Origin of the sequence: Streptomyces sp. NPDC006174 (genome assembly GCF_040614075.1) — a bacterium.
GTDB lineage: Bacteria > Actinomycetota > Actinomycetes > Streptomycetales > Streptomycetaceae > Streptomyces.
This window is the reverse complement of sequence record NZ_JBEXTJ010000007.1, coordinates 404,990-430,547: the sequence shown is the minus strand read 5'-3', so window position 1 is coordinate 430,547 and position 25,558 is coordinate 404,990. Positions and strand designations below refer to the sequence as shown.

Genomic DNA, 25,558 nt, shown 5'->3' with positions numbered 1-25,558 from the left:
TTGGCGGGGTCTGTTGTACGGAGGAATGGGAGGCGGCCAGGTGGACGCGGGACTCAAGCGCGAGCTGGAGCAGAAGGTCCGGGCCGGCGAGCGGCTGACCCGCGAGGACGGGATCGCGCTCTACGCGTCCGACGACCTGGCGTGGCTCGGCGGGCTGGCGCACGAGGTGCGCACCGTCAAGAACGGTGACGTGGTGCACTTCAACGTCAACCGCCACCTCAACATGACCAACGTGTGCACCGCCTCGTGCGCGTACTGCTCGTTCCAGCGCAAGCCGGGCGAGAAGGACGCGTACACGATGCGGATCGAGGAGGCCGTCAGCCTGGCCAAGGCGATGGAGGGCGAGAACCTCACCGAGCTGCACATCGTCAACGGCCTCCACCCGAGCCTCCCGTGGCGCTACTACCCGCGCTCGCTCAGCGCGCTGAAGGAAGCCCTGCCGGACGTGGCGCTGAAGGCGTTCACGGCGACGGAGATCCACCACTTCGAGACGATCTCCGGCCTCAGCGCCTCCGAGATCCTCGACGAGCTGATCGCGGCCGGTCTGGAGTCGCTGACCGGCGGCGGCGCGGAGATCTTCGACTGGGAGGTCCGCCAGCACATCGTCGACCACCGCACCCACTGGGAGGACTGGTCGCGCATCCACCGCCTCGCGCACGAGAAGGGGCTGAAGACCCCGGCGACGATGCTGTACGGGCACATCGAGGAGCCCCGTCACCGCGTCGACCACGTGCTGCGGCTGCGCGAGATGCAGGACGAGACCGGCGGCTTCCAGGTCTTCATCCCGCTGCGCTACCAGCACGACTTCGTGGACATGAAGGACGGCAAGGTCCGCAACAAGCTCCAGGCGCGTACGACGATGGCGACCGGCGCCGAGGCGCTGAAGACCTTCGCCGTCTCGCGGCTGCTGTTCGACAACGTGCCGCACGTCAAGGTGTTCTGGGTGATGCACGGCGTGCAGACCGCGCAGCTCGCGCTCCAGCACGGCGCGGACGACATGGACGGCTCCGTCGTCGAGTACAAGATCACGCACGACGCCGACGACTTCGGTACGCCGAACAAGCTCGGCCGCGAGGACCTGCTGGACCTGATCCGCGACGCCGGTTTCCGGCCGGTGGAGCGGAACACGCGGTACGAGATCCTGCGCGAGTACCCGGGCCCGGACGCGGACCGGCGCGAGTCGCCGCAGCCGATGCGGGTCTGACCACCCCCGTACGCATGAAGAAGCCCCGGCCGATGTCCCCGGCCGGGGCTTTCTCGCGTTCCGAACGGAGTGGAGCCACAGTGAAGGTAAGGGTTAATATTCCTCTATGGCGCTTACCTTCGAGCTGGATCCCTCGTTCTCGCCCGCTCTGCGCGACGGCATCACCACGCTGTGGGCCGATGTCACCAACGCCGGCGGTGCTGTCGGCTTCGTCCCGCCGGTCACGGCCGAGGACGTTCGGCCCGACCTGCTCAACCACCTCGTCGCCATGGAGCGGGGCCGCACCCGGCTGCTCGTCGGCCGCGACGAGGACGGCGAGGTCGCCGCCACCGCCTTCCTCACGCTCAACGACCACCGGCTGCTGCGCCACTGGCTCTGGCTCTACACCGTGATGCTCCACCCGCGCCACCAGGGCCAGGGGTGCGGCCGCGACCTCATGGCCGCCACCGCCGACGCGGCTCGCTCCATCGACGGCATCGAGGCGATCCGCCTCACCTGCCGCGGCGGCACCGGCGCCGACCGCTTCTACGCCGCCTGCGGCTACAAGGAGGTCGGCCGGGTCCCGGGCGGCATCCGGGTCGCTCCGGGCGACGACCGCGACGACATCGTCATGCTGCTCCCGCTGTGACCGGAAGCCCTCGCCCGTTACGACCGGGAACCCCCTGAACCCTGAGAATTCGGGCCATGCTTCACTGGACGGGCAGGAGTGTGTGAAGAGACCGAGAGTCCACGGGAAGAGAGAGGGCCTGCCGTGTCCGCTGCCAAGCCGAGCGCGATGATCCGGTACACGGCGTTGCGCCTGTTGATCTTCGTAGGCTGCTTCTTCATCGCCGGGGTCGCCGTCCACTTCGGCCTGGTGCCCTCCGGCCTCGGCGGCTCCAACATGGTCTGGGTGATCCTGCTCGGCCTCATCCTCTCCGCGCCGCTCAGCTACGTACTGCTGCGCAGGCAGCGCGACGAGATGTCCGAACAGATCGTCTCCACGGTCGACCGGACCAAGGCCCGCCTCGACGCCAACCGCACCCGCGAGGACGCCGTTCAGTAAGGTTCCTCACACTCGCCGAAAGCCCCGGACCGGAGCGCACCGCTCCTGTACCGGGGCTTTCGCCGCTCCTCCGGCCGTTTTCCGGGCCGTTTCCCGCCGTGCGGACGGTTTGCTCCATGTCTCATGGTCAAAGAAAGACTTTGAGCTTCTCAAAGTTCAAGTGTTAACGTATTCGACATGAAGACAGCAGTGCGCCTCCGTCATGTCGCGAGCATCCCGCTCGTGGCGCGCCTGCATGTCGATCTCTGCCGCTGTATGTCCGCGGTCTGTTGCCGCAACGTCTGATACGGCATCATGCAGCGGCGCCGCCCTTGACGCGGGCGCCGCGACCCCGTCCCCGTTCCACCGCACGACCGTACGGCTGTCCTCGTACGTCCCGATGCGTCCCCACTGGAGTGTGTCCGTGTCCGCGAATTCCGCGTCCGCCGCCCCCGAGGCCGAGCAGCCGTCCACCGGCTCCGGTTCACGTATACCGAAGGTCCCCTTCTGGGCTCAGATCGTCGCCGGTCTGGTGCTCGGCGTCCTGCTCGGCTGGCTGGCCCGCAGCCAGGACGTGTCCTGGCTCGTCACCACGCTCGACAAGATCGGATCGATCTTCGTCCAGCTGCTGAAGCTGGCCGTCGCCCCGCTGGTCTTCTTCGCGATCCTGGTGTCGATCACCAACCTGCGCAAGGTCAACAACGCCGCCAGGCTGGCCACCCGCACCCTGCTCTGGTTCATGATCACGTCGCTGATCGCGGTCGCCATCGGCCTCATCATCGGCCTGGTCACCAACCCGGGCTCCGGCACCGGCCTCACGCCGAAGGACGGCGAGCTGCCCGAGCGCACCGGCAGCTGGATCGACTTCCTCACCGGCATCATCCCGAACAACGTGATCGAGCCGTTCACCGAGCTGAACGTGCTCCAGATCGTCTTCATGGCGGCCGTCGCCGGTATCGCCGCCCTCAAGCTCGGCGACAGGGCCCAGCCGATCCTCACGCTCAGCCAGTCGATCCTGGAGCTCCTCCAGAAGGCCCTGTGGTGGGTCATCCGCCTCGCCCCGATCGGCACCATCGGCCTCATCGGCTACGCCATCGCCGGCTACGGCTGGGACCTGATCGGCAAGTACGCCACGTTCACCGCCGACATCTACATCGGCTGCCTCCTGGTGATGTTCGGCGTCTATCCGCTGCTCCTGGCGACCGTCGCCAAGGTCAGCCCGGTGCAGTTCTTCAAGGGCGCCTGGCCCGCGATCCAGCTCGCCTTCGTCTCCCGCTCCTCGGTCGGCACCATGCCGGTCACCCAGCGGGTCACCGAGCGCCTCGGCGTTCCGAAGGAGTACACCTCCTTCGCCGTCCCGTTCGGTGCGACCACGAAGATGGACGGCTGCGCCGCGATCTACCCGGCGCTGGCGGCGATCTTCATCGCGCAGATCTTCGACGTCCAGCTCGGCATCGGCGACTACGTGCTGATCGCCTTCGTCTCGGTGATCGGCTCGGCGGCCACCGCCGGTCTCACCGGTGCGACGGTCATGCTGACCCTGACCCTCTCCACGCTGGGCCTCCCGCTGGAGGGCGTGGGCCTGCTGATGGCCATCGACCCGATCCTGGACATGATCCGCACCGCCACCAACGTGGCCGGCCAGGCGCTGGTCCCGGTCATCGTCGCGGCCCGCGAGAAGATCCTCGACCACGACAAGTACAACTCGGCCTCGGGCTCGCCGGTCGACGGCTTCGGCTCGTCCGACGACGAGGACCGCGACCGCGACCGCGACCGCGCGTCGGAACCGAAGGACGCGGTTCCGGTCTCCGCCTAGCGGCAGCCTGTACGGCATCGAGCGCTCCTGGTCCACCTCGCGAGGTGGACCAGGAGCGCTTTCGCGTCCGGAGGTGTGAGCGGGCCGGCCCGGCCCGCCGTACCCTTGGGCCGGGGATCAGGAGAGCGGGACCGTGGGGCGGGGAGGAAGCCGGACGTGGGTGCAGTGACGTGGGTGCTGTGAAGAGCAAACGGATGCCACGCGCCGTGCGTGAGCGGCAGATGATGGACGCCGCGGTGCAGACGTTCGGGCAGCGCGGATACCGGGCCGCCTCGATGGACGAGATCGCGGAGCTGGCAGGCGTCTCCAAGCCGTTGGTCTACCTCTACCTGCACTCCAAGGAGGACCTCTTCTCCGCCTGCATCCGGCGCGAGGCCGAGGCCCTGGTGGCGGCGGTGCGGGCCGGAGTGGATCCGGAGCTGCCGGCCGACGGCCAACTCTGGTCGGGGCTGCGGGCGTTCTTCACGCACACCGCGGAGAACCCGGACGGCTGGGCGGTCCTGCACCGCCAGGCGCGTTCGCACGGCGAGCCGTTCATCAGCGAGGTCGTGGTGATGCGCGACGAGATCGTCGCCTTCGTGACGGGCCTGATCGGCGCCGCCGCCCGCGAGGCGCACCGCGATCCCGCTCTCGCGGACCGCGATGTGGCGGGCCTCGCGCAGGCGTTGGTGGGCGCCGCCGAGTCGCTGGCGGGCTGGGCCAACGACACGCCGGGCATCTCGGCGAAGGAGGCCGCGGCGACCTTGATGAACTTCGCCTGGGCCGGCCTGGAGAACCTGATGCACGCCAGGCCGTGGCAGCCGCCGGTGGACGCCGCCTAGCTCGTACGGCGTCGGTCAGAGCGGCTGGATCCGGGTGCGCAGGAGGCAGAACTCGTTGCCTTCCGGATCGGCCAGGACGTGCCAGCTCTCCTCGCCGGTCTGGCCGACGTCGGCGGGCCTGGCGCCGAGGGCCAGGAGCCGTTCCAGCTCGGCGTCCTGGTCGCGGTCGGTGGCGCTGACATCGATGTGCAGCCGGAACTTCCCGGTCCTCGGCTCGCTGTTGGGGCTCAGCACGATGGTCGGCTGCGGGCCGCCGAAGCCGGTGTCCGGTGGCCCGATCTCGATGGACCCGTCGCTCTCCCGGCCGATCTCGGCATAGCCGAGCACCTCGCTCCAGAAGGCGGCGAGCCGCTCGGCGTCGGCGGCTTCGATGACCAGTTCACTGATGCGGCATGCCATGGCGGCCAGTGTAGGAGCGGAGCCGGCGGCCGGTGCGGGAGCGGGCCGCCTCAGGAGGCCCGCGTCACCGTCCCCGTCAGGTGCACCCGCCCGCCCGCGCTCCGCAGGCCGAAGGCGTTCCCGGCCGCGTCGGCCGCGTACGTCACGGTGGCGGGCAACAGGACGGGAGCCTTGAACTCCGCTCGTACGGTACGGAGTTCGCCAGGCTGTCCGTCCGCCTCGGCCAGGCAGCGGGCCACCGTCCACATGCCGTGCGCGATGGCCCGCGGGAAGCCGAAGAGGCGGGCGGTGAGCGGGTGCAGGTGAATCGGATTACGGTCGCCGGAGACGGCTCCGTACCGCCGGCCGAGATCGCCGGGCAGCCGCCACTCGGCGACGGCGGGAAGGTCGGGATGCCGGGCCTTTTCCGCGCTCTCCTCGGTGGCTTCCGTCGCGTGCCGTGACAGATAGCCGCTGCGCGACTCCCACACCAGCTCGCCGCCGACGCGCGCCTCGGTCACCATGGTGACCTCCGTGCCGCGCCGGTGAGGCGTCAACTCAACTGCGTAAACCGTTGGTTCGAGCGGCTCATCGGCCTGTACCGGCCGTCGGACGGCGATCTCGATCCAGGTGTGGACGAGCCCGGCCACGGGCAGCGGGAAGTCCCGTCCGGTCATCAGCCGCATGGCGAGCGGAAAGGCCAGGACGTGAGGGTAGGTGAGCGGGAGCGGCCCGGAGCCGTACGCGGTGGTCGGGAAGGAGCAGATGCTCCGGTACGCGGCCAGTGGGCCGGGTGCGGCGGGTGCGGGCCGGAGAGTGAGGCGGGTGGTGGGCAGGGTGGCGTCCGGGCGGCCGGCGTGCTTGAACGGTGAGGTGACGGCACCGCGGATGAGCGAGGCGCTGAGAGAGGTCATCGCGCTCACGCTCCCAGCAGGCTCTGGCCGCAGACCCGCAGCACCTGGCCGTTGACGGCGCCGGAACCGGGCTGGGCGAACCAGGCGACGGCCTCGGCGACATCGACCGGAAGGCCGCCCTGCGAAAGGGAGTTCATGCGACGGCCCGCCTCACGGATGAGGAACGGGACGGCGGCCGTCATCTTCGTCTCGATGAAACCGGGCGCCACCGCGTTGACCGTCACGCCGTGGTCGGCGGCGGCGCGCGGGCCGAGCGAGCGGACGAGCCCGATGATCCCGGCCTTGCTGGCCGCGTAGTTGGTCTGCCCGGTGTTGCCGGCGATGCCCGCGATGGAGGCGGTGGCGACGATCCGGCCGCCGCGTGTGAGGACGCCCGCCTTGAGCAGCTCGTCCGTGGTGCGGAGCACGCTGTCCAGGTTGACCTCGATCACCGAGGCCCAGCGGTCGGCGGGCATGTTGGCGAGGCGGCGGTCGCGGGTGATGCCGGCGTTGTGGACGAGGACGCCGAGCCCGTCCGGCGCGGCTGCGGCGATGCGGTCGGCGGTGTCGGGTGCGGTGATGTCCAGCGGGAGCGCGGTGCCGCCGATGCGGGCGGCGGTACGTTCCAACGCGTCGTGAGCCTGAGGAACGTCCAGCGCGATGACCTGCGCTCCGTCCCGGGCGAGCACCGAGGCGACGGCCGCGCCGATGCCTCGGGCGGCGCCGGTGACCAGGGCGGTGCGGCCGGCGAGCGGTGCGGCGGCGTCGGCGGGCGGAGTGGCGGAGCCGGGTGCGGCGGCGGTGCCGGTCAGCTCGATGACCTGGCCGCTGACGTAGGCGGAGCGCGGCGAGAGGAGGAAGCGCAGCGTGGACTCGGCGGCCTGAGCGGTCACGTGGGCCGGAATCCGTACGAGCTGAACGGTGGAGCCGCGCCCGACCTCCTTGCCGAGCGACCGCACGAAACCTTCCAGCGCCTGCTGCGCGGCGGCCTGGTGGTGGTCGTCGGCCGACGGCACCGCACCGAGGACGACGATCCGTCCGCCGGGCGCGAGCGAGCGGACGACGGGATGCAGGGCGGCGTGTACGTCTCCGAGCCCGGCGGCGGTGGCGACGCCGGTGGCGTCGAGGACGATCGCGCCGGGCCGGCCGGCGCGGCTGACGACCGGCAGCCCGGTCGCGGTCAGCACGTCCGAGAGACCCGCGACCGCGCCTGCCCCGGCCGTCAGATGCAGCAGCGGCCCTTCCAGATGCGGGGTCTGCGGAGTCCGGCGGCGCAGCGGCGCGGGCTGCGGCAGGCCGAGCCGGCGGGTGAGGAAGCGGCCGGGTGCTGTGCCGGTGAGGTGCAGATAGCGATCGGCCATTGTCCTGACTCCCTGCTCGGTCGTAGATTTACTCCGGAGTAAGGTTACTCAAGAGTCAGGAGCTGGTCGAGATGAGCCGCGCAGGATGCACCGATCCCGGAACCATCGACCCCGGAACCATCGACCCCGGATACACCGATCCCGCACGGCCCCGCCCCGGACGGACCGCATGAACGTCCACGCTCCCCGCCGCGTAGCCGTCATCGGCGGCAGCCGCACACCCTTCGCCCGCTCGGACGGCCCGTACGCCACCGCCTCCAACCAGGACCTGCTCACGGCCGCGCTCGGCGGCCTGGTCGAGCGGTACGGCCTGGCCGGGCAGCGGGTCGGCGAGTTCGTGGCGGGCGCGGTCCTCAAGCACAGCCGCGACTTCAACCTGGCCCGCGAGACCGTCCTCGGCTCCGCGCTGGACCCGCGCACACCGGCGTACGACATCCAACAGGCCTGCGGTACGGGCCTCCAGGCCGTGATCGCCGCCGCCAACAAGATCGCGCTGGGTGCCGTGGACTCGGCTATCGCGGGCGGCTCCGACACCACGAGCGACGCACCGCTCGGGGTCAACGACGACCTGCGCCGCATCCTGCTCGCGGCCCGCCGCGCGAGGACGACGCCCGCCCGCCTCAAGGCCCTCTCCGCCGTACGTCCGCGCCACCTGGTCCCGGACATCCCGCGCAACGCCGAACCGCGCACCGGCCTCTCGATGGGCGAGCACGCGGCCCGTACCGCCCGCCACTGGGCCGTGAGCCGCGCGGATCAGGACCACCTGGCGGCCACGAGCCACCAGCGCCTGGCGGCGGCGTACGAACGCGGCTTCCTGGACGACCTCGTCGTCCCGTACCAGGGCCTGACCCGCGACCAGAACCTGCGCCCGGGATCGACGGTCGAGAAACTGGCCACGCTGAAACCGGTGTTCGGCACGTCCGGACCCAACGCCACCATGACAGCGGGCAATTCGACGCCTCTCACGGACGGCGCGGCGACGGTCCTGCTGGCGAGCGAGGAGTGGGCGCGGGAGCGCGGCTTCGAGCCCCTGGCCTTCCTCACGCTCTACGAGACGGCGGCGGTGGACTACGTCGACGGCGACGACGGCCTCCTCATGGCTCCGGCGTACGCGGTGCCGCGCCTGCTGGAGCGAGCCGGCCTGGGGATCGAGGACTTCGACCTGTACGAGATCCATGAGGCGTTCGCCTCGCAGGTGCTGGCGACCCTCGCCGCCTGGCAGAAGCAGGGCCTGCCGCCGCTGGACCGGAGCCGCCTGAACGTGGCCGGTTCATCGCTGGCGACGGGCCACCCGTTCGCCGCCACGGGCGCACGGATCGTCGCCACGTTGGCCAAGCTGCTGGCGGAACGGGAGGCTCCGGGACGGGGCCTGATCTCGATCTGCGCGGCGGGCGGCCAGGGGGTGACGGCCATTTTGGAGCGTCCATGAGAACTTCGGACCGCCGCTGAGGACCTTGGAACGCCCTTGAGGACCCTGGTTGATCTGCCGGACGGACGACCCGGCGACGAAGACCCGCCCGACCCCCGCTACCGAGGAGCCGCACGTGTCAACGCCTTCATCCGCCTCCGCGCCCATCCTGGTGGAACCGACGAAGAAGAGAGGCCCGGACGGCCGGGTCCAGGAGGTCTCCGTACCGGCGCTCGCGCCTCCGGTCCTGCGGGGCTCGCTGGCGGAGATCCCGTTCGACAACGCGCGCGAGGCGCCGGACGAGGCGGTGCTGAGCCGGAAGGACGCCGAGTCCACCTGGCACGACGTGACGGCAGCCGAGTTCGCCGCCGAGGTGCTGGCGGTGGCGAAGGGCCTGATCGCGGAGGGGCTGCGGGCCGGGGACCGGGTCGCGATCATGGCCCGTACGACGTACGAGTGGACGCTGCTGGACTTCGCGTCCTGGGCGGCCGGCCTGGTGACGGTCCCGATCTACCCGACCTCCTCCGCCTTCCAGACCCGCTGGATCCTCCAGGACTCCGGCGCGGTGGCGTGCGCGGTGGAGACGACGGAGCAGGGCCGCCTGATCAGCCAGGAACGCAAGCAGCTGGGCGACTTGGCGCACCTGTGGCAGTTCGACACGGGAGCGATCGGCCACCTCAAGTCGCTCGGCAAGCACATCCCGGACGAGGCGGTGACGGCCCGCCGAGCCACGCTGGAACCCGACACGCCGGCCACCTTGATCTACACCTCGGGCACGACGGGCCGCCCGAAGGGCTGTGTGACCACGCACGGCAACTTCTTCGCCGAGGTGGACAACGCGATCGAACTCCTCCACCCGGTCTTCAAGTCGGTCTCGAAGGACCCGGCGTCGACGCTCCTCTTCCTCCCGCTCTCACACGTGTTCGGGAGGATGGTGGCGATCGGCTGTATGCGGGCGCGAGTCCGCCTGGGCCACGCTCCGTCCCTCCAGACCGATGACCTCCTGGCCGACCTGGCAGGCTTCCGGCCGACCTTCCTCCTCGCCATCCCGTACGTACTGGAGAAGGTCTACAACACGGGCCGGGCGACGGCGGAGAAGATGGGCCGGGCGTCGTCGTTCGACCGCGCGGCGCGCATAGCGCAGCGCTACGGCAAGGCGGTCGAGGCCGCCGAACACGGTACGGGCCCGGGCCCCGGCCTGGGCCTGCGAGCGGCCCGAGCCCTCTACGATCCGCTGGTCTACCGACGCATCCGGGCGGCGCTGGGCGGCAAGGTGCGGTACGTGATCTGCGGCGGCTCTCCACTGGGCCGCCGGCTGGCGTCGTTCTACGAGGGCGCGGGCATCGGCATCTTCGAGGGCTACGGCCTGACGGAGACGACGGCGGCCCACACGGTGACCCCGCCCCTCAAACCCCGCCTGGGCACGGTGGGTTGGCCGCTTCCTGGCACCTCGGTACGCATCGCGGACGACGGCGAGGTGCTGCTGCGCGGCGGCCAGGTGTTCCGGGGCTACTGGGACACGGAACGCGCGGAGCCGGTCCCGTACCTCCTGGACGGCGACTGGTTCCCGACGGGCGACCTGGGCGCGTTGGACGAGGACGGCTACCTGACGATCACGGGCCGCAAGAAGGACATCATCATCACGTCGGGCGGCAAGAACGTCACGCCGGCCCCTCTGGAGGACTGGCTCCGCGCACACCCCCTGGTCAGCCAGTGCATGGTGGTCGGCGACAACCGCTCGTACATCACGGCCCTCCTCACCCTGGACCCGGACGGCCTCCAGCACTGGCGCCAGATGGTGAGGAAACAGGACGTGCCGTTGAAGGAGCTGGTCCACGACGAGGAGCTGCGCGCGTTGCTCCAGAAGGCGGTGGACGAGGCGAACCGCCTGGTGTCGAGAGCGGAGTCGATCCGCCGGTTCACGGTCCTGCCGGTGGACTTCACGGAGGAGCGGGGCCACTTGACGCCGTCGCTGAAGCTGAAGCGGGACGCGATCGCGCGGGACTTCGCGGGGGAGATCGAGGGGCTGTACCGGGGGAGGTGAGGGGGCGTCCGGCACCTGCGAGCGAAAACCGTGGGAAACGCGGTGCTCCCGCTGTGCGTGCGGGGGTGGGGGGTGCTGAGCTCTGCCCGTATCGCGCATGTTCTCAGCATTTGCAACCATTAGGGGGGCGTCGACAGCGGGGACGACGCTGCACTTCTTCCACCGAGCAGGGCCGACCGACCTAGGAGGAGCTTTGAGCGACTTCGAGAGTTCGAGCCGTCCGGACAGCGGAACGACGGCGACAGCGGCGCAGACCGCACGGGACAAGGCGAGCGAAGGCACCGATCTGGTGGCCGACAAGGCCGGCGACGTGGCGGGCACCGCCAAGGAACAGGCAGCTGATGTAGCGGGCGAGGCCACGGCACGGGCTCGTGACGTCGTGGGCGAGCTGCGGAGCCAGCTGCAGGAACAGGCGCGCTCGCAGACACAGCGCTTGGCGGACAACGTACGGCGGCTGGCCGACGAACTGCATGACATGAGCCGCAACAGCGACGGCGACTCGTCCGCCGCGAGCGCGGTGAAGCAGGTGGCGGACCGCGGGCACCAGGCCGCCTCCCGCTTGGAGGACCGGGGCCCGGACGGGCTCCTCAGCGATCTGCAGGACTTCGCCCGCCGTCGCCCCGGGGCCTTCCTGGCGGGCGCGGCACTCGCGGGCTTCGCCACCGCCCGGCTGGCCAAGGGTGCCAAATCCGCGGACGGCGGAGGAGAGCGGCCCGGGAGCGCGACGGACGGCGGTACGGGACGGGAGGTGCCGGGAGCCCCGGCCGCCTCCACGACGCCGCCTTCACCCGGCCTCACCCCGTCCTACGGGGGAGACATCGCACCGGGACCGGTCCCGGTGAGCGACCCGTATCCGGATCCGCATCAGCGGTAGAGGGGAAACCGAGCCGTGGTCACACCATCTTCGGAACACACCACCGCCCAGCCGGACGCCCCGTCCGCCGGTTCCACCCGCGCACCGTCGGCGGACCCTTCCATCGGAGAGCTGGTCGGTGAGATCAGCGAAGACCTCACGCAGTTGGTGCGCGAGGAGGTCGAGCTGGCCAAGGCCGAGGTCAAGGAGAGCGCGACCCGCGCGGGCAAGGCGGCGGGCATGCTGGCCGGCTCCGGGTACGCCGGCCACCTGATGCTGCTGATGGGCAGCCTGGCGGCCGTCTTCGGACTCGCGCACGTCGTCGACCTGGCCTGGGCCGCGCTCATCGTGACGGGGTTCTGGGCGCTTCTGGCGGCCGTTCTCTTCGTGGTCGGCCGCAAACGCCTCAAGACGGTCAGCGCCAAACCCGAACGCACTGTGGAAACGCTGAAGGAGGACGCGCAATGGGCACGCAACCCGACGAGCTGAAGTCCGACGTGGAAGACACCCGGGCCCACCTCGCCCACAACGTGGACCGTCTCGCGGACAAGGTCACCCCGGGAAAGGTCGCCCGGCGCAAGGCGGACGCGACGCAGCGGCGGTTGACCCGCGTGAGGGAGCGTGTGATGGGTGCGGCGAGCGACACCACGGCCTCGGGTGCGCAAGGCGTCGCGGACACCGCCGAACAGGCGGGGGACGCGGTCAAGCACACCGCCGACCAGGTGGGCCGCTCCGTTCGCCAGGCTCCCGACCGGATCACGCGCCAGACGCAGGGCAGCCCCGTCGCAGCGGGCATCATCGCCTTCGGCGCCGGCATGCTCGCGGCCGCGCTGCTCCCCACCACAGAAGCCGAGGAACGCGTTGGGGCGCAGCTCCGAGAACACTCCGACGAACTCCTCGAACCCGTGAAGCAGACCGCCCAGGACGTCGCTCAGGACGTCAAGGAGGAAATGCGCGAACCTGCCACGGAAGCCGTGGACGCGGTGAAGAGCACCGCACAGGACGCGGCCCAGGCCACGAAGCAGAAGGCCCAGGACGCGGGGCAGGAGGCGGGGACGGGGTTGCGCGAGGTCGGTCAGGACGCCGCCCGGAAGGCGGGCAGCTGACCGCCGCCCGGCACCGAGAGGCGTCCGGCGACGGATGTGGCCCCTCCGCTGTGGGGCTCCTGCGCTGTGGGGCCCGCCTGCCGGGCGCCTCTTCCGACGCCTCCTCCGTCCGGTGGCATTCAGCGGCCGTAAGGTCGCCTACCCGACACCCCTGAGGTTGTGTGCTTCCTATGGCGAACGAACAGCACGATCAGGACAGGCTGGGCCCGGAGGAAGGGCGGCCAGGAGCCGGCTCGCACGCGCGGGCGGACCGTGACACGCCCGACTCGCCCACGAAGCTCGGCAAGGGGTCGTGGGGCGCGGTACTGAAGCGCACGCTGGGAGAGTTCAAGCGGGACGAGCTGACCGACCGGGCCGCGGCACTGACGTACTACGGCATCCTGGCCCTCTTTCCGGCCCTGCTGGTCCTGGTCTCCTTGCTGGGCCTCGCGGGCAAGGAGACCACGCAGACCGTCCTGGACAACATGCAGAAGCTCGCTCCGGGAGCGGCGCGTGACGTTCTGACCAACGCGGTGACCCAGCTGCAGTCCAGCGCCGGGACCGGCTGGGTCATGGCCATCGTGGGTCTGCTGGCCGCGCTGTGGTCCGCGTCCGGCTACATCGCCGCGTTCATCCGGACCTCAAACGTCGTGTACGACGTGCCCGAGGGCCGCCCGGCCTGGAAGGTGCTCCCGGTCCGCGTCGGCCTGACGTTGGTACTGATGGTGCTGGCCTGTGTGAGCGCGCTGATCGTCGTGCTCTCGGGCGGGATCGCCCGCCAGATCGGCACCGCTCTGGGGGTCGGCGACACGGCCATGACCGTCTGGTCGATCGCCAAATGGCCCGTCCTGGTGTTGCTGGTGACCATCATGCTGGCGCTCCTGTACTGGGCGGCGCCGAACGCCAAGGGCCGGGGCTTCAAGTTCATGTCGCCGGGCAGCCTGCTGGCGCTGCTGATCTGGATGGTGGCGTCGGCGGCCTTCGCCTTCTACGTCGCCAACTTCGGTTCTTACAACAAGACGTACGGCGCGCTGGCAGGTGTGATCATCTTTCTGGTCTGGCTGTGGATCACGAACCTGGCGATCCTGCTCGGCCTGGAGTTCGACGCGGAGATGGCTCGTGAGCGGGCCGTCATCGGTGGCCACCCACGGACGGAGGAGCCGTACGTGGACGCCCGCGACACCCGCAAGTGGACCGACGAGGACCGCAGGTCCATGGGTGACACCGGTCCCTCCGACCCACGTTCCGAGTGAGGGAGCCACAGGCGAAGGCGGGCTGGGGTGCAAGTCGCCCGGCCGGGGCTCGGGGCCCAAGCTCCGGGCCCCGGGCTTCGGGGTAGGTCGGTTCACTCTTCTGGGGTACGTGGGTGGGGTCCGGGCCCGAAGCTCGGGTTCCGGGACGCGGGCGTCGGGATGCGGGCTTCGAGGTTCGAGCGCCTTCTTTAACCGGCGGGCACATGCTGGGGGTCGGGAAAACCTCCCCTACCTCCCTGACCTGTTACGGCGAGCAAGTATGACTAATCGTGACAGCTTGCGGCGGAGCGTCACGACTGCTTACGGTTCGAGAACCAATCGACCCCGACACGGTGTTGCCACACCAGGCCGGGGTCTGACCGCAAGATCGAAACCCTAGAAAGACGATCCCGTGGCTACACAGCAGCCTAGTCCCGCCCTGGACACCCCCGCACTTCCCGGCGCGTATCCGATGGCCAACCCCGGCTACGGCAAACGCTCAGCACCTGACCAACGCCCGCGCAGTCCACAGGACTTCGCGCTCCTGCCGGTGCGTGAGCGGTACGTTGCCGGGTTCATCGACCACCTGCCCGAGGGTGCGGCGATGAGCGTGAAGCAGCTAGCCAAGCAGGTGCCGCTGTACGGCCAGCAGGCGATCGGCAGCGCTCTGAACGCCCTCTCCGTGGCCGGGCATCTGCGGCGCGTACGGTGCGCGGTCGGCGCCGGCAAGGAGATGCGCTGGGCGTTCCGCACGTTCTGGTCCCGCACGGCCCGCGACAACGAGTGGTGGAACACCTACCTCGCCGCCGAGAACACCGCGCAGGAGGCGGGCCCCGCGCCGGAGACGGCTCCCCCGCCGCCGTGGGTCCCGGACGAGGAACCCCCACCGCCCGCACCGGAGGACCCCGGTACGGAACAGGGGCCCGAAGCCACCGCAGTACCGCAGCAACGCACCCCGGATCAGGCTCCGGACGCAGAACCCGCGCCTCCCGCCACGGACACGGCCCCGGCAGCACCCCAGGCTCCCGAAGCGGGCCCGTCCACCGCCTACCTGGCCTTGGCCCGCCTCGGCCTCCAGGACCGCCGCCTCACCCTCTCCGCCCACGACTGCACCGCCCTGGAAGCACAGGCGGCCCAATGGCTCGCCCGAGGCGTGAGCGTCGACCACCTCACCAGCGCCCTCACCGCAGGGCTCCCCGCCGAGATCGGCTACCCCGCCGGCTTCGTCCGCCGCCGCCTCACCGACAAAATGCCACCCCGCCTCCCGGCCGAGAACACCGCACCCGACACCCCGGCCCCGGCCCGCCGCGTCCTCATGGAATGCACCGACTGCGGCCGCCCCGGCCAACCAGAAGCCCTCCCCGACGGCCTCTGCCGCCCCTGCCGCGAAACACACAGCCAAGGAACCGCCGAAAACCCGGACCACACCACCGAAGGTGACGAAGCCGCTGACATCAAGACCCACATGACCAACCTCCGCGACCTACTCAAAACCGTCTGACACCGATCACCACGGATCTCCTGGCAGAGTGCGTGCACCGAGTGGTCCTCGCGCACGCGGGGTTGTCCCCATCGGGATCTTCGGCGTCCTGAAGAAGGGCATGTGGTCCCCGCGCACGCGGGGGTGCGCACACACTCACGACGAACAGACGCAACCCCCGGCATACGCGCGCGAGCCGACACCACCCTCACCCCAGTCGGGCAGTCACCACGTGGACCTTCATCCCGCAAGGGACAACCCCGTTCGGCATCGCCAGCCCCTCCACCCGCTCGAAGAACGCCTCGCGCAACAACGCGACCGTGCGCGGATCGAGCGGCCCCACGTCATAGATGCCGGACAGGGCGGCCCACACCTGCTCCGCAGGGCCGCTCAGGTCAAGTGCGACGGTCTCCCAGTCGACCGGCGCGAAGCCTGCCGGGCCGAGGAGGCTGTCGAGTCCTTCGCGGCTCCGTGTCCGGCTGTCTCCCAGAGCGGGGATCCGCTGCTCGGCAGGCGCGGCCCTGATCGTTTCCTTCAGCAGCCCGAGGAACACCTCGTACGCCTCGCCGCCCACCGCTCCGCCTCCGATCACGCAGGCCAGCGTGGATCCAGGAGAGAGCACGCGGACGACTTCCGCGACGACCCGTTCGACCTCTCCCATCAGCATCAGCGCCATGTGGGACACGCAGGCATCGAAGCTGCCGTCGGCGAAGGGGAGGTCCTGTGCCCGGCCCGCCAGCACGGTCGCGCCGCCCAAGCCCCGGCGGCGACGCGCCAGCGCCACGGCTTCGGGTGACAGGTCCACGCCGGCGAGGTGGCGGCCCTCGGTCCGGGCCAGGAGCTCCAGCAACAGGCCGTCGCCGCAGCCGAGATCCAGTACGCGCCTGCTCTCGGCGACCCGGTCGCACAGGATCTCGTAACTGGACCGTCCGTCCGCCGCCTTGGCGCCGCCGAAGGCATCCGCCGTCACGGTGGGGAGTTCGGCGTGGAAGGCCCGGAGGAAGGACTCTTGCGATGGGGTCGTCATGAGCGCGAACCTACGTGGCCCGCCGTCAACCGGTCCGACGCTTCGCCCAGCACAGATCCAGCCTCGGCCTCGGAAGCCGTCGACACGCTCCGTACCATGGGTGCGTTCCGTGAGGCGGTCACCGCATGGGCGGCCGGTGGGCCCGGCGGCCCCGCCCGTGAACTGGCCGAACAGCTCTCCGTACGGACCGCCGTCCTCCTCGAAGGCCCGAGCGACGCCGCCGCCGTCGACGCGCTGGCCGAACGGCGCGGCCGGGACCTCGCCGCGGAAGGCGTCTGCGTCCTTCCTATGGGCGGTGCGATGAGCGTCGGCCGCTACGCCGGGCTCCTCGGGCCCTCCGGACTCGGCGTCCGCCTCACGGGTCTGTGCGACGAGCGGGAGCGCGGCTTCTCGAGCGGGGCGGGCACGCGGTCGGTGTCCAGCGCTTCGACGAGGACGCGGCCGTAGTGAATCTTGCGCCCCTTCTTCATACCGAGAAAGCGCCTCAACTGCTGCTGCGGAGAACGGCCTTGCTGCGCGGGCTGGCGCAGGAAAATCTGGAGCGCGCGCAGATCGCCTTCCGCCTGGACCAGCTCCTCCACCCGTGGCACGCCGAGGGCCCGGATCAGCTCCTCCTCCAGGTCGGCCGCGCAGACGAAGAACTCCTGCGTCGCTCCCGCACCGGCCCGCTCCCATCCTCGTTCGTAGGACGACCTGCTCGCCGCCCTCTGACGCGAGACGGGCAGGTCGCGGGGTCTGTCCGGCGGCCCCGACTTACGGCACTCTGGAGTCCGTTCAACTCGCGTAGATTCCACGGCACTTCGCACACCCAGCACCCCACTGCCCGGTTGTCGACCCGGAGGATTCCCCGCTCATGCGATCGCCCAGAACCCGTACCCGTACCCGTACGAGCCTCCTCGCGCTGCTGGCACTCCTCGGCGGCCTGCTCACCGTCACCGCGTCTCCCGCCGCTGCCGCACCCAACTTCAAGGCGCCGTACGCCTGCGGTCAGCAGTGGACGTACAGCCACCACTCCGCCGAGGTCAGACGGGCTCTCGACTTCGTCCGCACGGACGGCGGCGCCACCGCCGGCTCTCCGGTCCTCGCCTCGGCCCCCGGCACTGCCTACCGCCACTCCCAGCCCAGCGGCGCCGGCAACTACATCTCCATCGACCACGGCGGCGGCTGGCAGACCTACTACTTCCACCTCAACGCGTTCTCCGTTGCCAACGGGTCCCGCGTCGCCCAGGGCCAGCAGATCGGCACCACCGGGTCCACCGGCAACAGCTCCGGCGCCCACATCCACTACGAGCAGCTGCTCAACGGCGTCGGCCAGAACATCGTCATCAACGGTCATTCGCTGAACCCATATCCGGGCTCGTACTACAACAAGTACCTCACCAGCGACAACGGTTGCGGTGGTGGAGTCGGCAAGTACTGGGTCGACACCTTCGCCAACGCCACCGGCTACGCGGCACCCAACACGGCTGACGCGCAAGGCATCCTCAACGCCGGTACTAATTACGTCTATTGCAAGGTGTGGGGCGCCCGCGTCGGTACGGCGACCCAATTCAACCACTGGTGGCTGCGCACCGACCTGGACAGCGTGTACGCGGGCAAGAACGGCCGCAATGCGTACGTCTCCGCCTACTACCTCTCCCGCTGGGGCAACGACGAGGCCCGCGACAACAACGGCGCGGTGATCCCCAACTGCTGACCGCACCACCACCCGCATGACCCCGTGCACGGGAGGGCCGCGGCGGCTGCCCTGCCGTGCACGGCCTGCGGCGGGTGCGGACGCGCGTTCAGAACCGCAGCGCCCCGATCAGCCGCCGCGCCGCCCGAGCATCGACGGCCCCCAACTCCACCACCCCCGAAGCGTCTTCCCGTACGGAGACGTCGAGTACTCCGCCTCCTGTGGCGGCCGCGAAGGACTGCACCAGCAGGTCCCGTACGGCTGTGGCTTCCGGGGCGTCCGGCCCCGGCATGGACGCACCGAGCAGCCGCGCGAGCCGTACGGCGTCGTCGAGCCGGCAAGCGCCGAGCGTGATGCGGCCCTGCCGTACGCGCAGCTCAGGGAGGCCGATCCGGTGCGCCTCGCAGATCTCCCGCAACGCGCGGGCGGCCTTGAGCGTGCGCTTGGTCCCGGTGCGCAGGAGCCGCGCCAACTGCCGCGCGTCGGCGGCTTTGAGAGGCCCGAGCTGCACGTGGTCCCCGGCGCCGGCCGTCGCACCCACCTGCAGCCCGGCCTCCCGGAGCGCGGCGCGCAGCTCGGCGGCGGCCCCGGGTGAGGAAGGGGTCGTGGTGATGGCGGTCATGGGTGGCTCCTGACGGGATGCGCGATCGGTAAGTGGTGCGGAGGAAGCGGGAGTACGGGGACGGGGTAGGCGGTCCAGCGCCAGTGGGCTGCGGGTGCGTCGAGCTCGTACGCGTACGGCTGTCCGCGCCGCAGCGTCTGCACCGCCGCCTCCCTCGCCCGGTGGTCGCCGAACCAGGCCCGGGCCCGGTGGAAGGCGTCACGGTCGAGCCGCGGCTTGGCACCAATAGGCCGGGGGAGAAGGGAGTTCATGCCAGGGCGGCCGGGCGTGAGGTCAGGATCTCGGCCCACACGTCCTTGCTGTCCTGCCGGATCACCGTCCCGAAGTGCTCCGCGACCCCGTTGATCAGGGCCAGCCCGCGCCCGCTCTCGGCGGTCCAGTCGGCGTCGCTCGGCTCAAGCGGATCGGTGTTGGTGTCGGTGACGGTGACCCGTACGCCGTTGGGCCGGCGGCGCAGCGTGATCGTGCAGTGCGGCGACCCGGTGTGCCGGTCCACGTTGGCCAGCAGCTCATGGGCACAGAGCGTGACGGAGTCGGCCAGTTCGCGGAAGCCCCAGAGGTCGACGTGGGCGCTGACGATGCGCCGCATGATCGCGAGGGATTCGGGGTGGGCGACCAGGTCTTGGCGGTAGTCGGGCGGGTCCGGTTCGGCGGTGACGGGCATGGCTCCTCCAGAACGAAGTGCGTGATACGTCGGTTGATCGACAGTTCGTGAACACGCGGACGCTGTCGGTCACGAGAAGGATGGTGTCGCGTGAAGCATCGCTTAGGCAAGTATTCCTTCGCGACTTCATCCGTGAGGGTGCAAGTTCCCGAAGTCTGTGGTTCGCGAGTGAACTTGGGCGCCATCATGGCGCCATGGCCCAGAGCGACATGCCCACGATGCGGAGCCGCCGACTCGGCGGCGAACTGCGACAGCTCCGACTGAACGCCGGCCTCAAGGTCCAGGACGCGGCGGAGGCCCTGGAGTGTGGGCAGCCGAAGATCAGCCAGATCGAGAACGGCAAGCGAGGCATCCGCCCGCTCGATCTGACGACGCTGCTCAATCTGTACGGGCTGGAGGACGAGCGGCAGCGGGCCAGCCTGAAGCGGCTGGCGAAGGAGATCCACAAGGTCGACTGGTGGAGTGGTCAGGGACCGTTTCTCCACGATGCCCTGAAGGACTACTTGATGCTGGAAGCGGACTCTCAGGCGGTCCGCACGTTCGAACCGATGGTCATTCCGGGATTGCTCCAGACCAAGGCGTACATGCGGCAACTGTACGAAGTCGCTTCTCCTGCGGATCAGGTCGAGTTCTTGGTGGACACTCGGATGAAGCGTAAAGAGCTGCTGGACAACAAGCTCGGATTCAGGCTCCGTGCGGTGATCGACGCTCCAGCCCTGCACCGGATCGGCGGCGGAGAGCAAGTGGCTCGCGAGCAGCTGCATCACCTGCTGGAAGCGGGCTCCTCCTCGAACATCAGCATCCAGGTGCTTCCGCTGAAATCCGACCTGCCCATGGAGCAGTACGCACCGTTCACCGTCTTCGGGCTGCAAGCCGATCCACCAGTGGACGTCGTCTGGTTGGAGCACATCACCGGTGGTACGTTGCTGGAGCAGCGACCTGATGTACGGGCATATACAAAAGCCTGGGATGAGCTGACGGCCGCTGCCCTGTCTCCGACGACGTCCAGCCAGTACATTCGCGAGCTCATCGAGGAAACCAGATCATGATCGAGAAGGCGGCTTCCCGAGCGATGGAGCCCGAATTCGAGGGCGCGTCCTGGCACAAGAGCACGTACAGCGGCTCGAACAACGGCTGTGTCGAGCACGCCTCCCTCACCTCCGGCCGCCACGCAGTCCGCGACACCAAGGACCGTTCCCTGGGCGCCCATGCTTTCGGCCCCACCTCATGGCAGGCCTTCGTCACCGCCGTACGGAACGGCTCGCTCTAAGAACCCCTGGCCATCAGGCCCGCGCGGCCTCACATGCGGGATCTCATCACGTCGACCTCGCAGCCCGGTGCGAAGGGGTCGAAGCCGTGCTCGGTCAGCCAGCGAACCGCCAGCAGGCTGCGCACCGACCACCACGCGTGGATCACGTCGAGGTCGACGTAGGTGCCGTAGCCGGTGAGGACGTCGGCGAGGTGTTCCTCATGTCCGAGGGTGAAGGTGGCGAGGTCGTACAGGGCATCACCTCGGCCCGCCTCGGACCAGTCGATGATGCCCGTGACCTCGTCGCCGTCGACGAAGACGTGCGCGATCTGCAGGTCGCCGTGGGTGAACGCCGGAGTCCACGGCCGGAGCGCGGCCTCGGCGACCTGACGGTTGCGGATGACCAGGTCGGCGGGCAGGACACCGTTCGCCATGAGCAGCTCGCACTCGGCGTCGAGTTCCGCGGTCAGCGCGGCGGTGCTCCTGCCGGCCCGGCCGGGCCGGTGCGGCAGCGGTGCGTCGTGCAGCTTCCGGATGGCCGCGCCCGCCGCGGCCCATGCCGCCGGCGACCCGGTCGACGGCCCGCCGAGGCGCCCGAGCGTGGTCCCCGCAAGCGCGGCGATCGCGAGCACGGGCGGCTTGCGCCACAGCACCTGCGGCGTCGGGACCGGTGCCAGGGACATGGCTTCGACCTCGGCGTCGATGCGCGCCTGATCGGCGTCCACCTTCAGGAACACGTCACCGACGCGCAGCGTCGCACGCTGGGCATGGGCGACGACGACTTTGACCTCATCCACGGGCGACCAGTATTCCGGGGGTGATCCGCGACGTCGTCGGCTTTATGGCGTGCGCTCATGTGGCCGACGCGATTAGGCGGACACGGTAGGAGGACTGGCCCCCGGCTCGCCGCCACGGTCGGCGACCGTGTGGATCATGCTTCCCTCCGCGCATCGATCAGTGCCGCCCGAAGGCGCCTCGTCCGGTCCGCCACGGGCGAAGGCGGACTGATCACTGCCCTGCATCATTCCCCCGGCCGGGGCTTACGGTGCCTGCCGCGACCGGCCCGCAGCGGCTGAGGCGGCAGGTCCGTCACCGTCGGCGGTTCCTCGACGCGCGGGTACAGGAGGCGCCGGGCCTCGGCCAGGTTGGCCACCGTGCCGTACGGCTCCCAGGCGTAGCCGTTCCAGCGCTGGATGGCGCGGGGTGCGTCCGGGTTGAGGTGTGCGGCCTTCGGGCCGTCGCCGGAGACGAGGGGTACGGCTCGGAGCAGGCCGATCTTCGCGTCTCGGCGTTCCGCCCAGTCCGACAGAGGTTCGTCGTCCATCGTGCTTCCCTGTGTTCCGGCGGGCTCTTGCCTCCGCAGCGTAGTGGCCCCTGTGGTGCCGCCGTGGGCGTTTCGAACCGCCGGTGGTGGCGGCGAGCGATCCGACCGGGCCGAGGCGACCCGACCGTACCGGGCACAAGATGTCGGGTCCGGCACAGTGGCGTCCACCTAGCTTGGAGATCGGTAAGGGAAGGACGGCCAGGAGTGCTGGAGCGGCTGAATCAGGCCATGGACCACATCGAGGACCGCCTCGATCAGCCCATCGACGCGGCCGAGCTGGCCCGTATCGCCATGACGTCGGAGTACCACCTTCGGCGGATGTTCTCCGCGCTGGCGGGCATCCCGCTCTCCGAGTACATCCGTCGCCGGCGGCTGACGCTGGCCGGGGCCGACGTGCTCGCCGGGGAGCGGACGCTGCTCGATGTCGCGGTGCGGTACGGATACAGCTCGGGCGAGGCATTCGCGCGTGCCTTCCGTGCCGTGCACGGGGTCGGCCCCGGCGAGGCGCGGCGGACGGGGGCGGTGCTGCACTCCCAGCCTCGGATGTCCTTCCGGCTGATCGTAGAAGGGAACAGCAGCATGCGGTACCGAGTGGTGGAGAAGGACGCGTTCCGGCTGGTGGGCAGGGGGGCGCGGGTTCCGCTGGTCTACGAGGGGATGAACCCGGCCATCGTGGAGTTCGTCAAAGGCATCGGCAAGGAGACCTTGGCGCGCTGGGAGGAGTGCGCGGCCGGAGAGCCCGGCGGTGTCCTGGCCGCCGTCAGCAACCACTCCGCGGACGACGCCGAAGGCACCGAACTCGACTACTTCCACGGGGTGGTGAGCGACGCGGAGGTACCAGGAGCCTCGGAGATCCTCGACGTCGGGCCGGGGACATGGGCGGTGTTCGCGTCGTCCGGAGAGTTCCCGTCGGCGGTCCAGTACCTCTGGCGGGACGTGTACACGCAGTGGTTCCCGTCCAACCCGTACCGCAGCCGGCCCGGGCCCTCACTCTCCCGTACGCGGGTGTCCGATGACGGTGCGCACGCGGACGCGGAGCTGTGGATCCCGGTGGAGCGAGCCGGCGACGGCGGCTGAGCGCCGACGCCGGATTCCGCCTGCTTCAGGTGGCTCGGAGCGATGGGAGGTGCTGGGTCGCTCCGAGCCGTCCTCAGGGGCTCCCTGAAGCCTCACTCGAAGAACTTCAGGCTCCACCCCGTGTCCGCGTTCGGCCCCGGCACGTTGGCACGCGAGTACGTCGTGCTGCCCCACCACGCGAACGTGCCCGTGTACCAGTGGCGGTTGGCCCACTCGTACGGTGTGCCCTTCGGGACCGCGTGGAACATCGACGGGAAGCGCCGGCCCGCCGGCGGACTCGTGTTGATGTCGCCGTGGAGCAGGACGAAAGTGTGGTGGCCGGGGCCGTTCACGTACAGCGTCGGGTCCCAACCTGCCATCATCGTCGACCGGTTGGAGCCGAACAGGCAGCCGTTCGACTTGTACCAGTCCCATACGTGCGTCGGGTCGCCGCCCGCTCGCAGGCGCAGGTCCGCCAGGCAGTACTGGTCGCTCCAGCTGCCGTTGGCCGAATACACGATGTGCAGCTGGCCGTTCGGGTCCTTGATGGCCTCCGGGCTCTCGTTGATGAACGGGTTGCCCACCACCCGCTCCCAGCTCTCGCGCGGCTGCGAGATGATGTGCCGGGCGCCCGTGGGCTGCGTGGGGCTGCTCATGCGGGCGATGTAGAGGTTCTGCTCCACGTTCGTGTCGCCTGCCCAGCCCGACCAGACGAACCAGCGCTGGCCGCCGAACGTGAACAGCGTGCCGTCGATCGCCCACTTGTCGTCCGGCAGCGCGAGTAGCGTCTCCGCGCCGTAGCCGCTGTCGGAGGCGGCGGAGCTGATCACGAACATCCGGTGCGCCGCGCCACGGCCGGCCGTGAAGTAGATGTAGTACCGGCCGCCGTCCATCACGATCTCCGGCGCCCAGACCTCGCCCCGGCCGCGCGTGTCCGACCAGACCTGGCGCGCGGGGGCCGTGGCGAGGCCGTCCGTCGACGAGGCCTGGCGTACGACGATGCCTCCGCCCGTCGACTGCACGCCGATGTACGTGCTGCCCACCCTCAGCACGCTGGGGTCGGCCGCGCGCAGGCTCGTCTGGCCCCGAGCACCCAGCTCCGCTGCGGACGCGGCGCCTTGGGCCGGGTCGGGTGAGGAGAGGAGGAGGGTGGCGGTGAGGGCGCCGGTCAGCGCCAGAGCGCCGAGGGCTCCGAGAGTGCCTCGGGTGCCTCGCGTGGAAGAGCGGCGGAACAGTCTCATGGCTGGCTCGCTCCCGTCGTGCCTCCGGTGGGGTGGTGCGCGGCGGTCAAGGGCCGGGAAGGTGCGGTGGAGGCTGCGGGGGGTGTTGGGAGGCCCTGGCCGGTGCGCACTCCCGGTGGGGTTTCTATCGTTGGAAGAGCGCTCTCACAGCATCCCGGTGGGGTGCGGGGGTGTCAACGAGCCAGGCGGAGATGAGTCCTTGTCCTGGTGCGGCCACATCGGCGGGTCCGTGACGAAGTGCCCGCCCACCCGCGCGTCCGCCGGGTCGTCCGGGTTCAGCTCGCCCTGCTCGGCCACCAGCTTCGCCGCGTACGGTTCCGAGTCGTCCTGCGGGTCGTAACCCAGCGCGCGCGCCGACGACAGGTCCCACCACAGCCGGGTGTTGGCGGACGAGCCGTGCACCACCGTGTGGCCCACCGCCTCGGCGGTCAGCGCCGCGTGGAAGAGCCTGGCGCCGTCGGCGGGGCTCAGCCAGACCGACAGCATCCGTACGGAGGTGGGTTCCGGGAAGCAGGCGCCGATCCGGACCGACACCGTCTCCACGCCGTGCTTGTCCCAGTAGAGCTGCGCCAGGTCCTCGCCGAACGCCTTCGACAGGCCGTAGAACGTGTCCGGCCGGCGCGGTGTGCCGACCGGGATCAGCGGGTCGCCGGGTCGCGGGCGCGGGGTGCAGCCGATGGCGTGGTTCGAGGAGGCGAACACGATGCGGCCCACGCCTTCCTCGCGCGCGGCCTCGTAGAGGTGGTAGGTGCCTTCGATGTTCGCGTGCAGGATCTTGTCGAAGGATGACTCCAGGGAGATGCCGGCCAGGTGGATGATCGCGTCCACTCCGCGTACCGCCTCGCGTAGTGCCTCTCGGTCTGCCAAGTCGGCCTGTATGGCGGTTGGTTCGCCCTTGACCGGCACCAGGTCGAGGAGCCGCAGCTCGTAACCGTACGCGGGCAGCAGGTCTCTCATCAGTGTGCCCACGCCGCCTGCGGCGCCGGTCAGCAGGAGGGTGCGGCGGGTTGGCATGGGGCCTCCTCGGTGTGGCTCCGGCCGTCCGGAGAGGGAGAAGGTAAAGATCCCCGGTGGTGGGGTCAAGTCCCCGTCCTCGCCTGG

General features: G+C 70.2%; 26 protein-coding genes and 3 pseudogenes. 17 read left to right on the top strand and 12 right to left on the bottom strand.

Going from position 1 to position 25,558, the window contains the following annotated elements; translation table 11 throughout:
* Positions 1-40: 40 nt before the first annotated feature.
* The 5 genes from mqnE to ABZ267_RS19110 all read left to right on the top strand — a co-directional run bounded on the left by mqnE (position 41) and on the right by ABZ267_RS19110 (position 4,865).
* Positions 41-1,204: an aminofutalosine synthase MqnE gene (gene mqnE, locus ABZ267_RS19130; RefSeq protein WP_356746677.1), complete on the top strand. Its 1,164-nt coding sequence runs from the start codon at positions 41-43 to the stop codon at positions 1,202-1,204.
* Positions 1,205-1,310: 106 nt separating this feature from the next.
* On the top strand, positions 1,311-1,832 hold the full coding sequence (locus tag ABZ267_RS19125; protein ID WP_356746676.1) for a GNAT family N-acetyltransferase: 522 nt from the start codon (positions 1,311-1,313) through the stop codon (positions 1,830-1,832).
* A 123-nt stretch (positions 1,833-1,955) separates the two neighbouring features.
* Positions 1,956-2,249 (top strand): DUF4229 domain-containing protein, encoded by a 294-nt coding sequence (locus ABZ267_RS19120; RefSeq protein WP_356746675.1) that lies wholly within the window; start codon positions 1,956-1,958, stop codon positions 2,247-2,249.
* 403 nt (positions 2,250-2,652) lie between these two features.
* Positions 2,653-4,044 (top strand): dicarboxylate/amino acid:cation symporter, encoded by a 1,392-nt coding sequence (locus ABZ267_RS19115; RefSeq protein ID WP_356746674.1) that lies wholly within the window; start codon positions 2,653-2,655, stop codon positions 4,042-4,044.
* Between the two features lie 194 nt (positions 4,045-4,238).
* A complete protein-coding gene (locus tag ABZ267_RS19110; RefSeq protein WP_356746673.1) occupies positions 4,239-4,865 on the top strand; it encodes a TetR/AcrR family transcriptional regulator in 627 nt (208 codons plus the stop codon).
* A gap of 15 nt (positions 4,866-4,880) precedes the next feature.
* Here the strand turns inward: ABZ267_RS19110 and ABZ267_RS19105 are convergent, their stop codons facing one another.
* The 3 genes from ABZ267_RS19105 to ABZ267_RS19095 are packed head-to-tail and all read right to left on the bottom strand — an operon-like array spanning position 4,881 to position 7,497.
* Positions 4,881-5,264 (bottom strand): VOC family protein, encoded by a 384-nt coding sequence (locus tag ABZ267_RS19105; protein WP_356746672.1) that lies wholly within the window; start codon positions 5,262-5,264, stop codon positions 4,881-4,883.
* 50 nt (positions 5,265-5,314) lie between these two features.
* Positions 5,315-6,157 carry a MaoC/PaaZ C-terminal domain-containing protein gene (locus ABZ267_RS19100; protein ID WP_356746671.1) on the bottom strand — a complete coding sequence of 281 codons (843 nt, stop codon included), beginning with the start codon at positions 6,155-6,157 and terminating at the stop codon, positions 5,315-5,317.
* Positions 6,158-6,162: 5 nt separating this feature from the next.
* A complete protein-coding gene (locus ABZ267_RS19095) occupies positions 6,163-7,497 on the bottom strand; it encodes a 3-oxoacyl-ACP reductase (protein WP_356746670.1) in 1,335 nt (444 codons plus the stop codon).
* Positions 7,498-7,666: 169 nt separating this feature from the next.
* On the opposite strand from ABZ267_RS19095, the gene ABZ267_RS19090 reads away from it, so the two are divergent.
* The 7 genes from ABZ267_RS19090 to ABZ267_RS19060 all read left to right on the top strand — a co-directional run bounded on the left by ABZ267_RS19090 (position 7,667) and on the right by ABZ267_RS19060 (position 15,620).
* Positions 7,667-8,926 carry an acetyl-CoA C-acetyltransferase gene (locus tag ABZ267_RS19090; RefSeq protein WP_356746669.1) on the top strand — a complete coding sequence of 420 codons (1,260 nt, stop codon included), beginning with the start codon at positions 7,667-7,669 and terminating at the stop codon, positions 8,924-8,926.
* 115 nt (positions 8,927-9,041) lie between these two features.
* Entirely contained in the window at positions 9,042-10,949 is a 1,908-nt protein-coding gene (locus ABZ267_RS19085) for an AMP-dependent synthetase/ligase (protein WP_356746668.1), read from the top strand.
* Positions 10,950-11,142: 193 nt separating this feature from the next.
* Positions 11,143-11,823 carry a hypothetical protein gene (locus tag ABZ267_RS19080; protein ID WP_356746667.1) on the top strand — a complete coding sequence of 227 codons (681 nt, stop codon included), beginning with the start codon at positions 11,143-11,145 and terminating at the stop codon, positions 11,821-11,823.
* Positions 11,824-11,838: 15 nt separating this feature from the next.
* Positions 11,839-12,291 carry a phage holin family protein gene (locus ABZ267_RS19075; protein WP_356746666.1) on the top strand — a complete coding sequence of 151 codons (453 nt, stop codon included), beginning with the start codon at positions 11,839-11,841 and terminating at the stop codon, positions 12,289-12,291.
* Positions 12,267-12,908 carry a DUF3618 domain-containing protein gene (locus ABZ267_RS19070; RefSeq protein WP_356746665.1) on the top strand — a complete coding sequence of 214 codons (642 nt, stop codon included), beginning with the start codon at positions 12,267-12,269 and terminating at the stop codon, positions 12,906-12,908. The genes ABZ267_RS19075 and ABZ267_RS19070 overlap by 25 nt, the downstream gene beginning before the upstream one ends.
* A 170-nt stretch (positions 12,909-13,078) precedes the next feature.
* On the top strand, positions 13,079-14,140 hold the full coding sequence (locus ABZ267_RS19065; protein WP_356746664.1) for a YihY/virulence factor BrkB family protein: 1,062 nt from the start codon (positions 13,079-13,081) through the stop codon (positions 14,138-14,140).
* 451 nt (positions 14,141-14,591) lie between these two features.
* On the top strand, positions 14,592-15,620 hold the full coding sequence (locus ABZ267_RS19060; protein WP_356746740.1) for a MarR family transcriptional regulator: 1,029 nt from the start codon (positions 14,592-14,594) through the stop codon (positions 15,618-15,620).
* 187 nt (positions 15,621-15,807) lie between these two features.
* Here the strand turns inward: ABZ267_RS19060 and ABZ267_RS19055 are convergent, their stop codons facing one another.
* Entirely contained in the window at positions 15,808-16,626 is an 819-nt protein-coding gene (locus tag ABZ267_RS19055) for a methyltransferase domain-containing protein (protein ID WP_356746663.1), read from the bottom strand.
* A 96-nt stretch (positions 16,627-16,722) separates the two neighbouring features.
* On the opposite strand from ABZ267_RS19055, the pseudogene ABZ267_RS19050 reads away from it, so the two are divergent.
* Positions 16,723-17,016, top strand: a pseudogene (locus tag ABZ267_RS19050) (TOPRIM nucleotidyl transferase/hydrolase domain-containing protein); the annotation flags it as partial.
* On the opposite strand, the pseudogene ABZ267_RS19045 reads toward ABZ267_RS19050, so the two are convergent.
* Positions 16,941-17,312 (bottom strand): annotated as a pseudogene (locus tag ABZ267_RS19045) (hypothetical protein); the annotation flags it as partial. The pseudogenes ABZ267_RS19050 and ABZ267_RS19045 sit on opposite strands and share 76 nt — an antisense overlap.
* Positions 17,313-17,479: 167 nt before the next feature.
* On the opposite strand from ABZ267_RS19045, the gene ABZ267_RS19040 reads away from it, so the two are divergent.
* Positions 17,480-18,322, top strand: a complete 843-nt coding sequence (locus ABZ267_RS19040) for a M23 family metallopeptidase (protein ID WP_356746662.1) — start codon at positions 17,480-17,482, stop codon at positions 18,320-18,322.
* A gap of 88 nt (positions 18,323-18,410) precedes the next feature.
* On the opposite strand, the gene ABZ267_RS19035 is transcribed toward ABZ267_RS19040, so the two are convergent.
* The 3 genes from ABZ267_RS19035 to ABZ267_RS19025 are packed head-to-tail and all read right to left on the bottom strand — an operon-like array spanning position 18,411 to position 19,587.
* On the bottom strand, positions 18,411-18,923 hold the full coding sequence (locus ABZ267_RS19035) for a hypothetical protein (RefSeq protein ID WP_356746661.1): 513 nt from the start codon (positions 18,921-18,923) through the stop codon (positions 18,411-18,413).
* Positions 18,920-19,174: a hypothetical protein gene (locus ABZ267_RS19030; RefSeq protein WP_356746660.1), complete on the bottom strand. Its 255-nt coding sequence runs from the start codon at positions 19,172-19,174 to the stop codon at positions 18,920-18,922. The genes ABZ267_RS19035 and ABZ267_RS19030 overlap by 4 nt, the downstream gene beginning before the upstream one ends.
* Complete coding sequence (locus tag ABZ267_RS19025; protein WP_356746659.1) at positions 19,171-19,587, bottom strand: ATP-binding protein; 417 nt, start codon at positions 19,585-19,587, stop codon at positions 19,171-19,173. The genes ABZ267_RS19030 and ABZ267_RS19025 overlap by 4 nt, the downstream gene beginning before the upstream one ends.
* Positions 19,588-19,781: 194 nt before the next feature.
* Between ABZ267_RS19025 and ABZ267_RS19020 the strand changes: the two genes are divergently transcribed.
* Positions 19,782-20,636, top strand: coding sequence for a helix-turn-helix transcriptional regulator (locus ABZ267_RS19020; protein ID WP_356899716.1), 855 nt, complete (start codon positions 19,782-19,784; stop codon positions 20,634-20,636).
* The gene (locus ABZ267_RS19015; RefSeq protein WP_356363510.1) at positions 20,633-20,857 is read left to right on the top strand and encodes a DUF397 domain-containing protein; all 225 of its coding nucleotides are present in this window, start codon (positions 20,633-20,635) and stop codon (positions 20,855-20,857) included. Before ABZ267_RS19020 ends, ABZ267_RS19015 begins: the two co-directional genes overlap by 4 nt.
* A gap of 29 nt (positions 20,858-20,886) precedes the next feature.
* On the opposite strand, the gene ABZ267_RS19010 is transcribed toward ABZ267_RS19015, so the two are convergent.
* Together ABZ267_RS19010 and ABZ267_RS19005 are read right to left on the bottom strand one after the other, a co-directional pair.
* Positions 20,887-21,633 (bottom strand): aminoglycoside phosphotransferase family protein, encoded by a 747-nt coding sequence (locus ABZ267_RS19010; protein WP_356746658.1) that lies wholly within the window; start codon positions 21,631-21,633, stop codon positions 20,887-20,889.
* 224 nt (positions 21,634-21,857) lie between these two features.
* Positions 21,858-22,160, bottom strand: coding sequence for a DUF6087 family protein (locus tag ABZ267_RS19005; RefSeq protein ID WP_356746657.1), 303 nt, complete (start codon positions 22,158-22,160; stop codon positions 21,858-21,860).
* A 204-nt stretch (positions 22,161-22,364) separates the two neighbouring features.
* On the opposite strand from ABZ267_RS19005, the gene ABZ267_RS19000 reads away from it, so the two are divergent.
* Positions 22,365-23,237 carry an AraC family transcriptional regulator gene (locus tag ABZ267_RS19000; protein WP_356746656.1) on the top strand — a complete coding sequence of 291 codons (873 nt, stop codon included), beginning with the start codon at positions 22,365-22,367 and terminating at the stop codon, positions 23,235-23,237.
* 92 nt (positions 23,238-23,329) lie between these two features.
* Here the strand turns inward: ABZ267_RS19000 and ABZ267_RS18995 are convergent, their stop codons facing one another.
* Together ABZ267_RS18995 and ABZ267_RS18990 are read right to left on the bottom strand one after the other, a co-directional pair.
* Complete coding sequence (locus tag ABZ267_RS18995) at positions 23,330-24,457, bottom strand: glycoside hydrolase family 43 protein (protein WP_356746655.1); 1,128 nt, start codon at positions 24,455-24,457, stop codon at positions 23,330-23,332.
* 207 nt (positions 24,458-24,664) lie between these two features.
* Positions 24,665-25,471: pseudogene (locus tag ABZ267_RS18990) on the bottom strand (NAD(P)-dependent oxidoreductase); the annotation flags it as partial.
* Positions 25,472-25,558: the final 87 nt, after the last annotated feature.

Bases quoted from the DNA above. Each gene is read 5' to 3' on its own strand.
- ABZ267_RS19015 (WP_356363510.1), top strand. From the start codon at position 20,633: ATGATCGAGAAGGCGGCTTCCCGAGCGATGGAGCCCGAATTCGAGGGC.
- ABZ267_RS19065 (WP_356746664.1), top strand. From the start codon at position 13,079: ATGGCGAACGAACAGCACGATCAGGACAGGCTGGGCCCGGAGGAAGGG.
- ABZ267_RS19055 (WP_356746663.1), bottom strand. From the start codon at position 16,626: ATGACGACCCCATCGCAAGAGTCCTTCCTCCGGGCCTTCCACGCCGAA.
- ABZ267_RS19030 (WP_356746660.1), bottom strand. From the start codon at position 19,174: ATGAACTCCCTTCTCCCCCGGCCTATTGGTGCCAAGCCGCGGCTCGAC.
- ABZ267_RS19090 (WP_356746669.1), top strand. From the start codon at position 7,667: ATGAACGTCCACGCTCCCCGCCGCGTAGCCGTCATCGGCGGCAGCCGC.
- ABZ267_RS18995 (WP_356746655.1), bottom strand. From the start codon at position 24,457: ATGAGACTGTTCCGCCGCTCTTCCACGCGAGGCACCCGAGGCACTCTC.
- ABZ267_RS19100 (WP_356746671.1), bottom strand. From the start codon at position 6,157: ATGACCTCTCTCAGCGCCTCGCTCATCCGCGGTGCCGTCACCTCACCG.
- ABZ267_RS19035 (WP_356746661.1), bottom strand. From the start codon at position 18,923: ATGACCGCCATCACCACGACCCCTTCCTCACCCGGGGCCGCCGCCGAG.
- ABZ267_RS19025 (WP_356746659.1), bottom strand. From the start codon at position 19,587: ATGCCCGTCACCGCCGAACCGGACCCGCCCGACTACCGCCAAGACCTG.
- ABZ267_RS19125 (WP_356746676.1), top strand. From the start codon at position 1,311: ATGGCGCTTACCTTCGAGCTGGATCCCTCGTTCTCGCCCGCTCTGCGC.
- ABZ267_RS19040 (WP_356746662.1), top strand. From the start codon at position 17,480: ATGCGATCGCCCAGAACCCGTACCCGTACCCGTACGAGCCTCCTCGCG.
- ABZ267_RS19095 (WP_356746670.1), bottom strand. From the start codon at position 7,497: ATGGCCGATCGCTATCTGCACCTCACCGGCACAGCACCCGGCCGCTTC.
- ABZ267_RS19005 (WP_356746657.1), bottom strand. From the start codon at position 22,160: ATGGACGACGAACCTCTGTCGGACTGGGCGGAACGCCGAGACGCGAAG.
- ABZ267_RS19105 (WP_356746672.1), bottom strand. From the start codon at position 5,264: ATGGCATGCCGCATCAGTGAACTGGTCATCGAAGCCGCCGACGCCGAG.
- ABZ267_RS19060 (WP_356746740.1), top strand. From the start codon at position 14,592: ATGGCCAACCCCGGCTACGGCAAACGCTCAGCACCTGACCAACGCCCG.
- ABZ267_RS19110 (WP_356746673.1), top strand. From the start codon at position 4,239: ATGCCACGCGCCGTGCGTGAGCGGCAGATGATGGACGCCGCGGTGCAG.
- ABZ267_RS19020 (WP_356899716.1), top strand. From the start codon at position 19,782: ATGGCCCAGAGCGACATGCCCACGATGCGGAGCCGCCGACTCGGCGGC.
- ABZ267_RS19070 (WP_356746665.1), top strand. From the start codon at position 12,267: ATGGGCACGCAACCCGACGAGCTGAAGTCCGACGTGGAAGACACCCGG.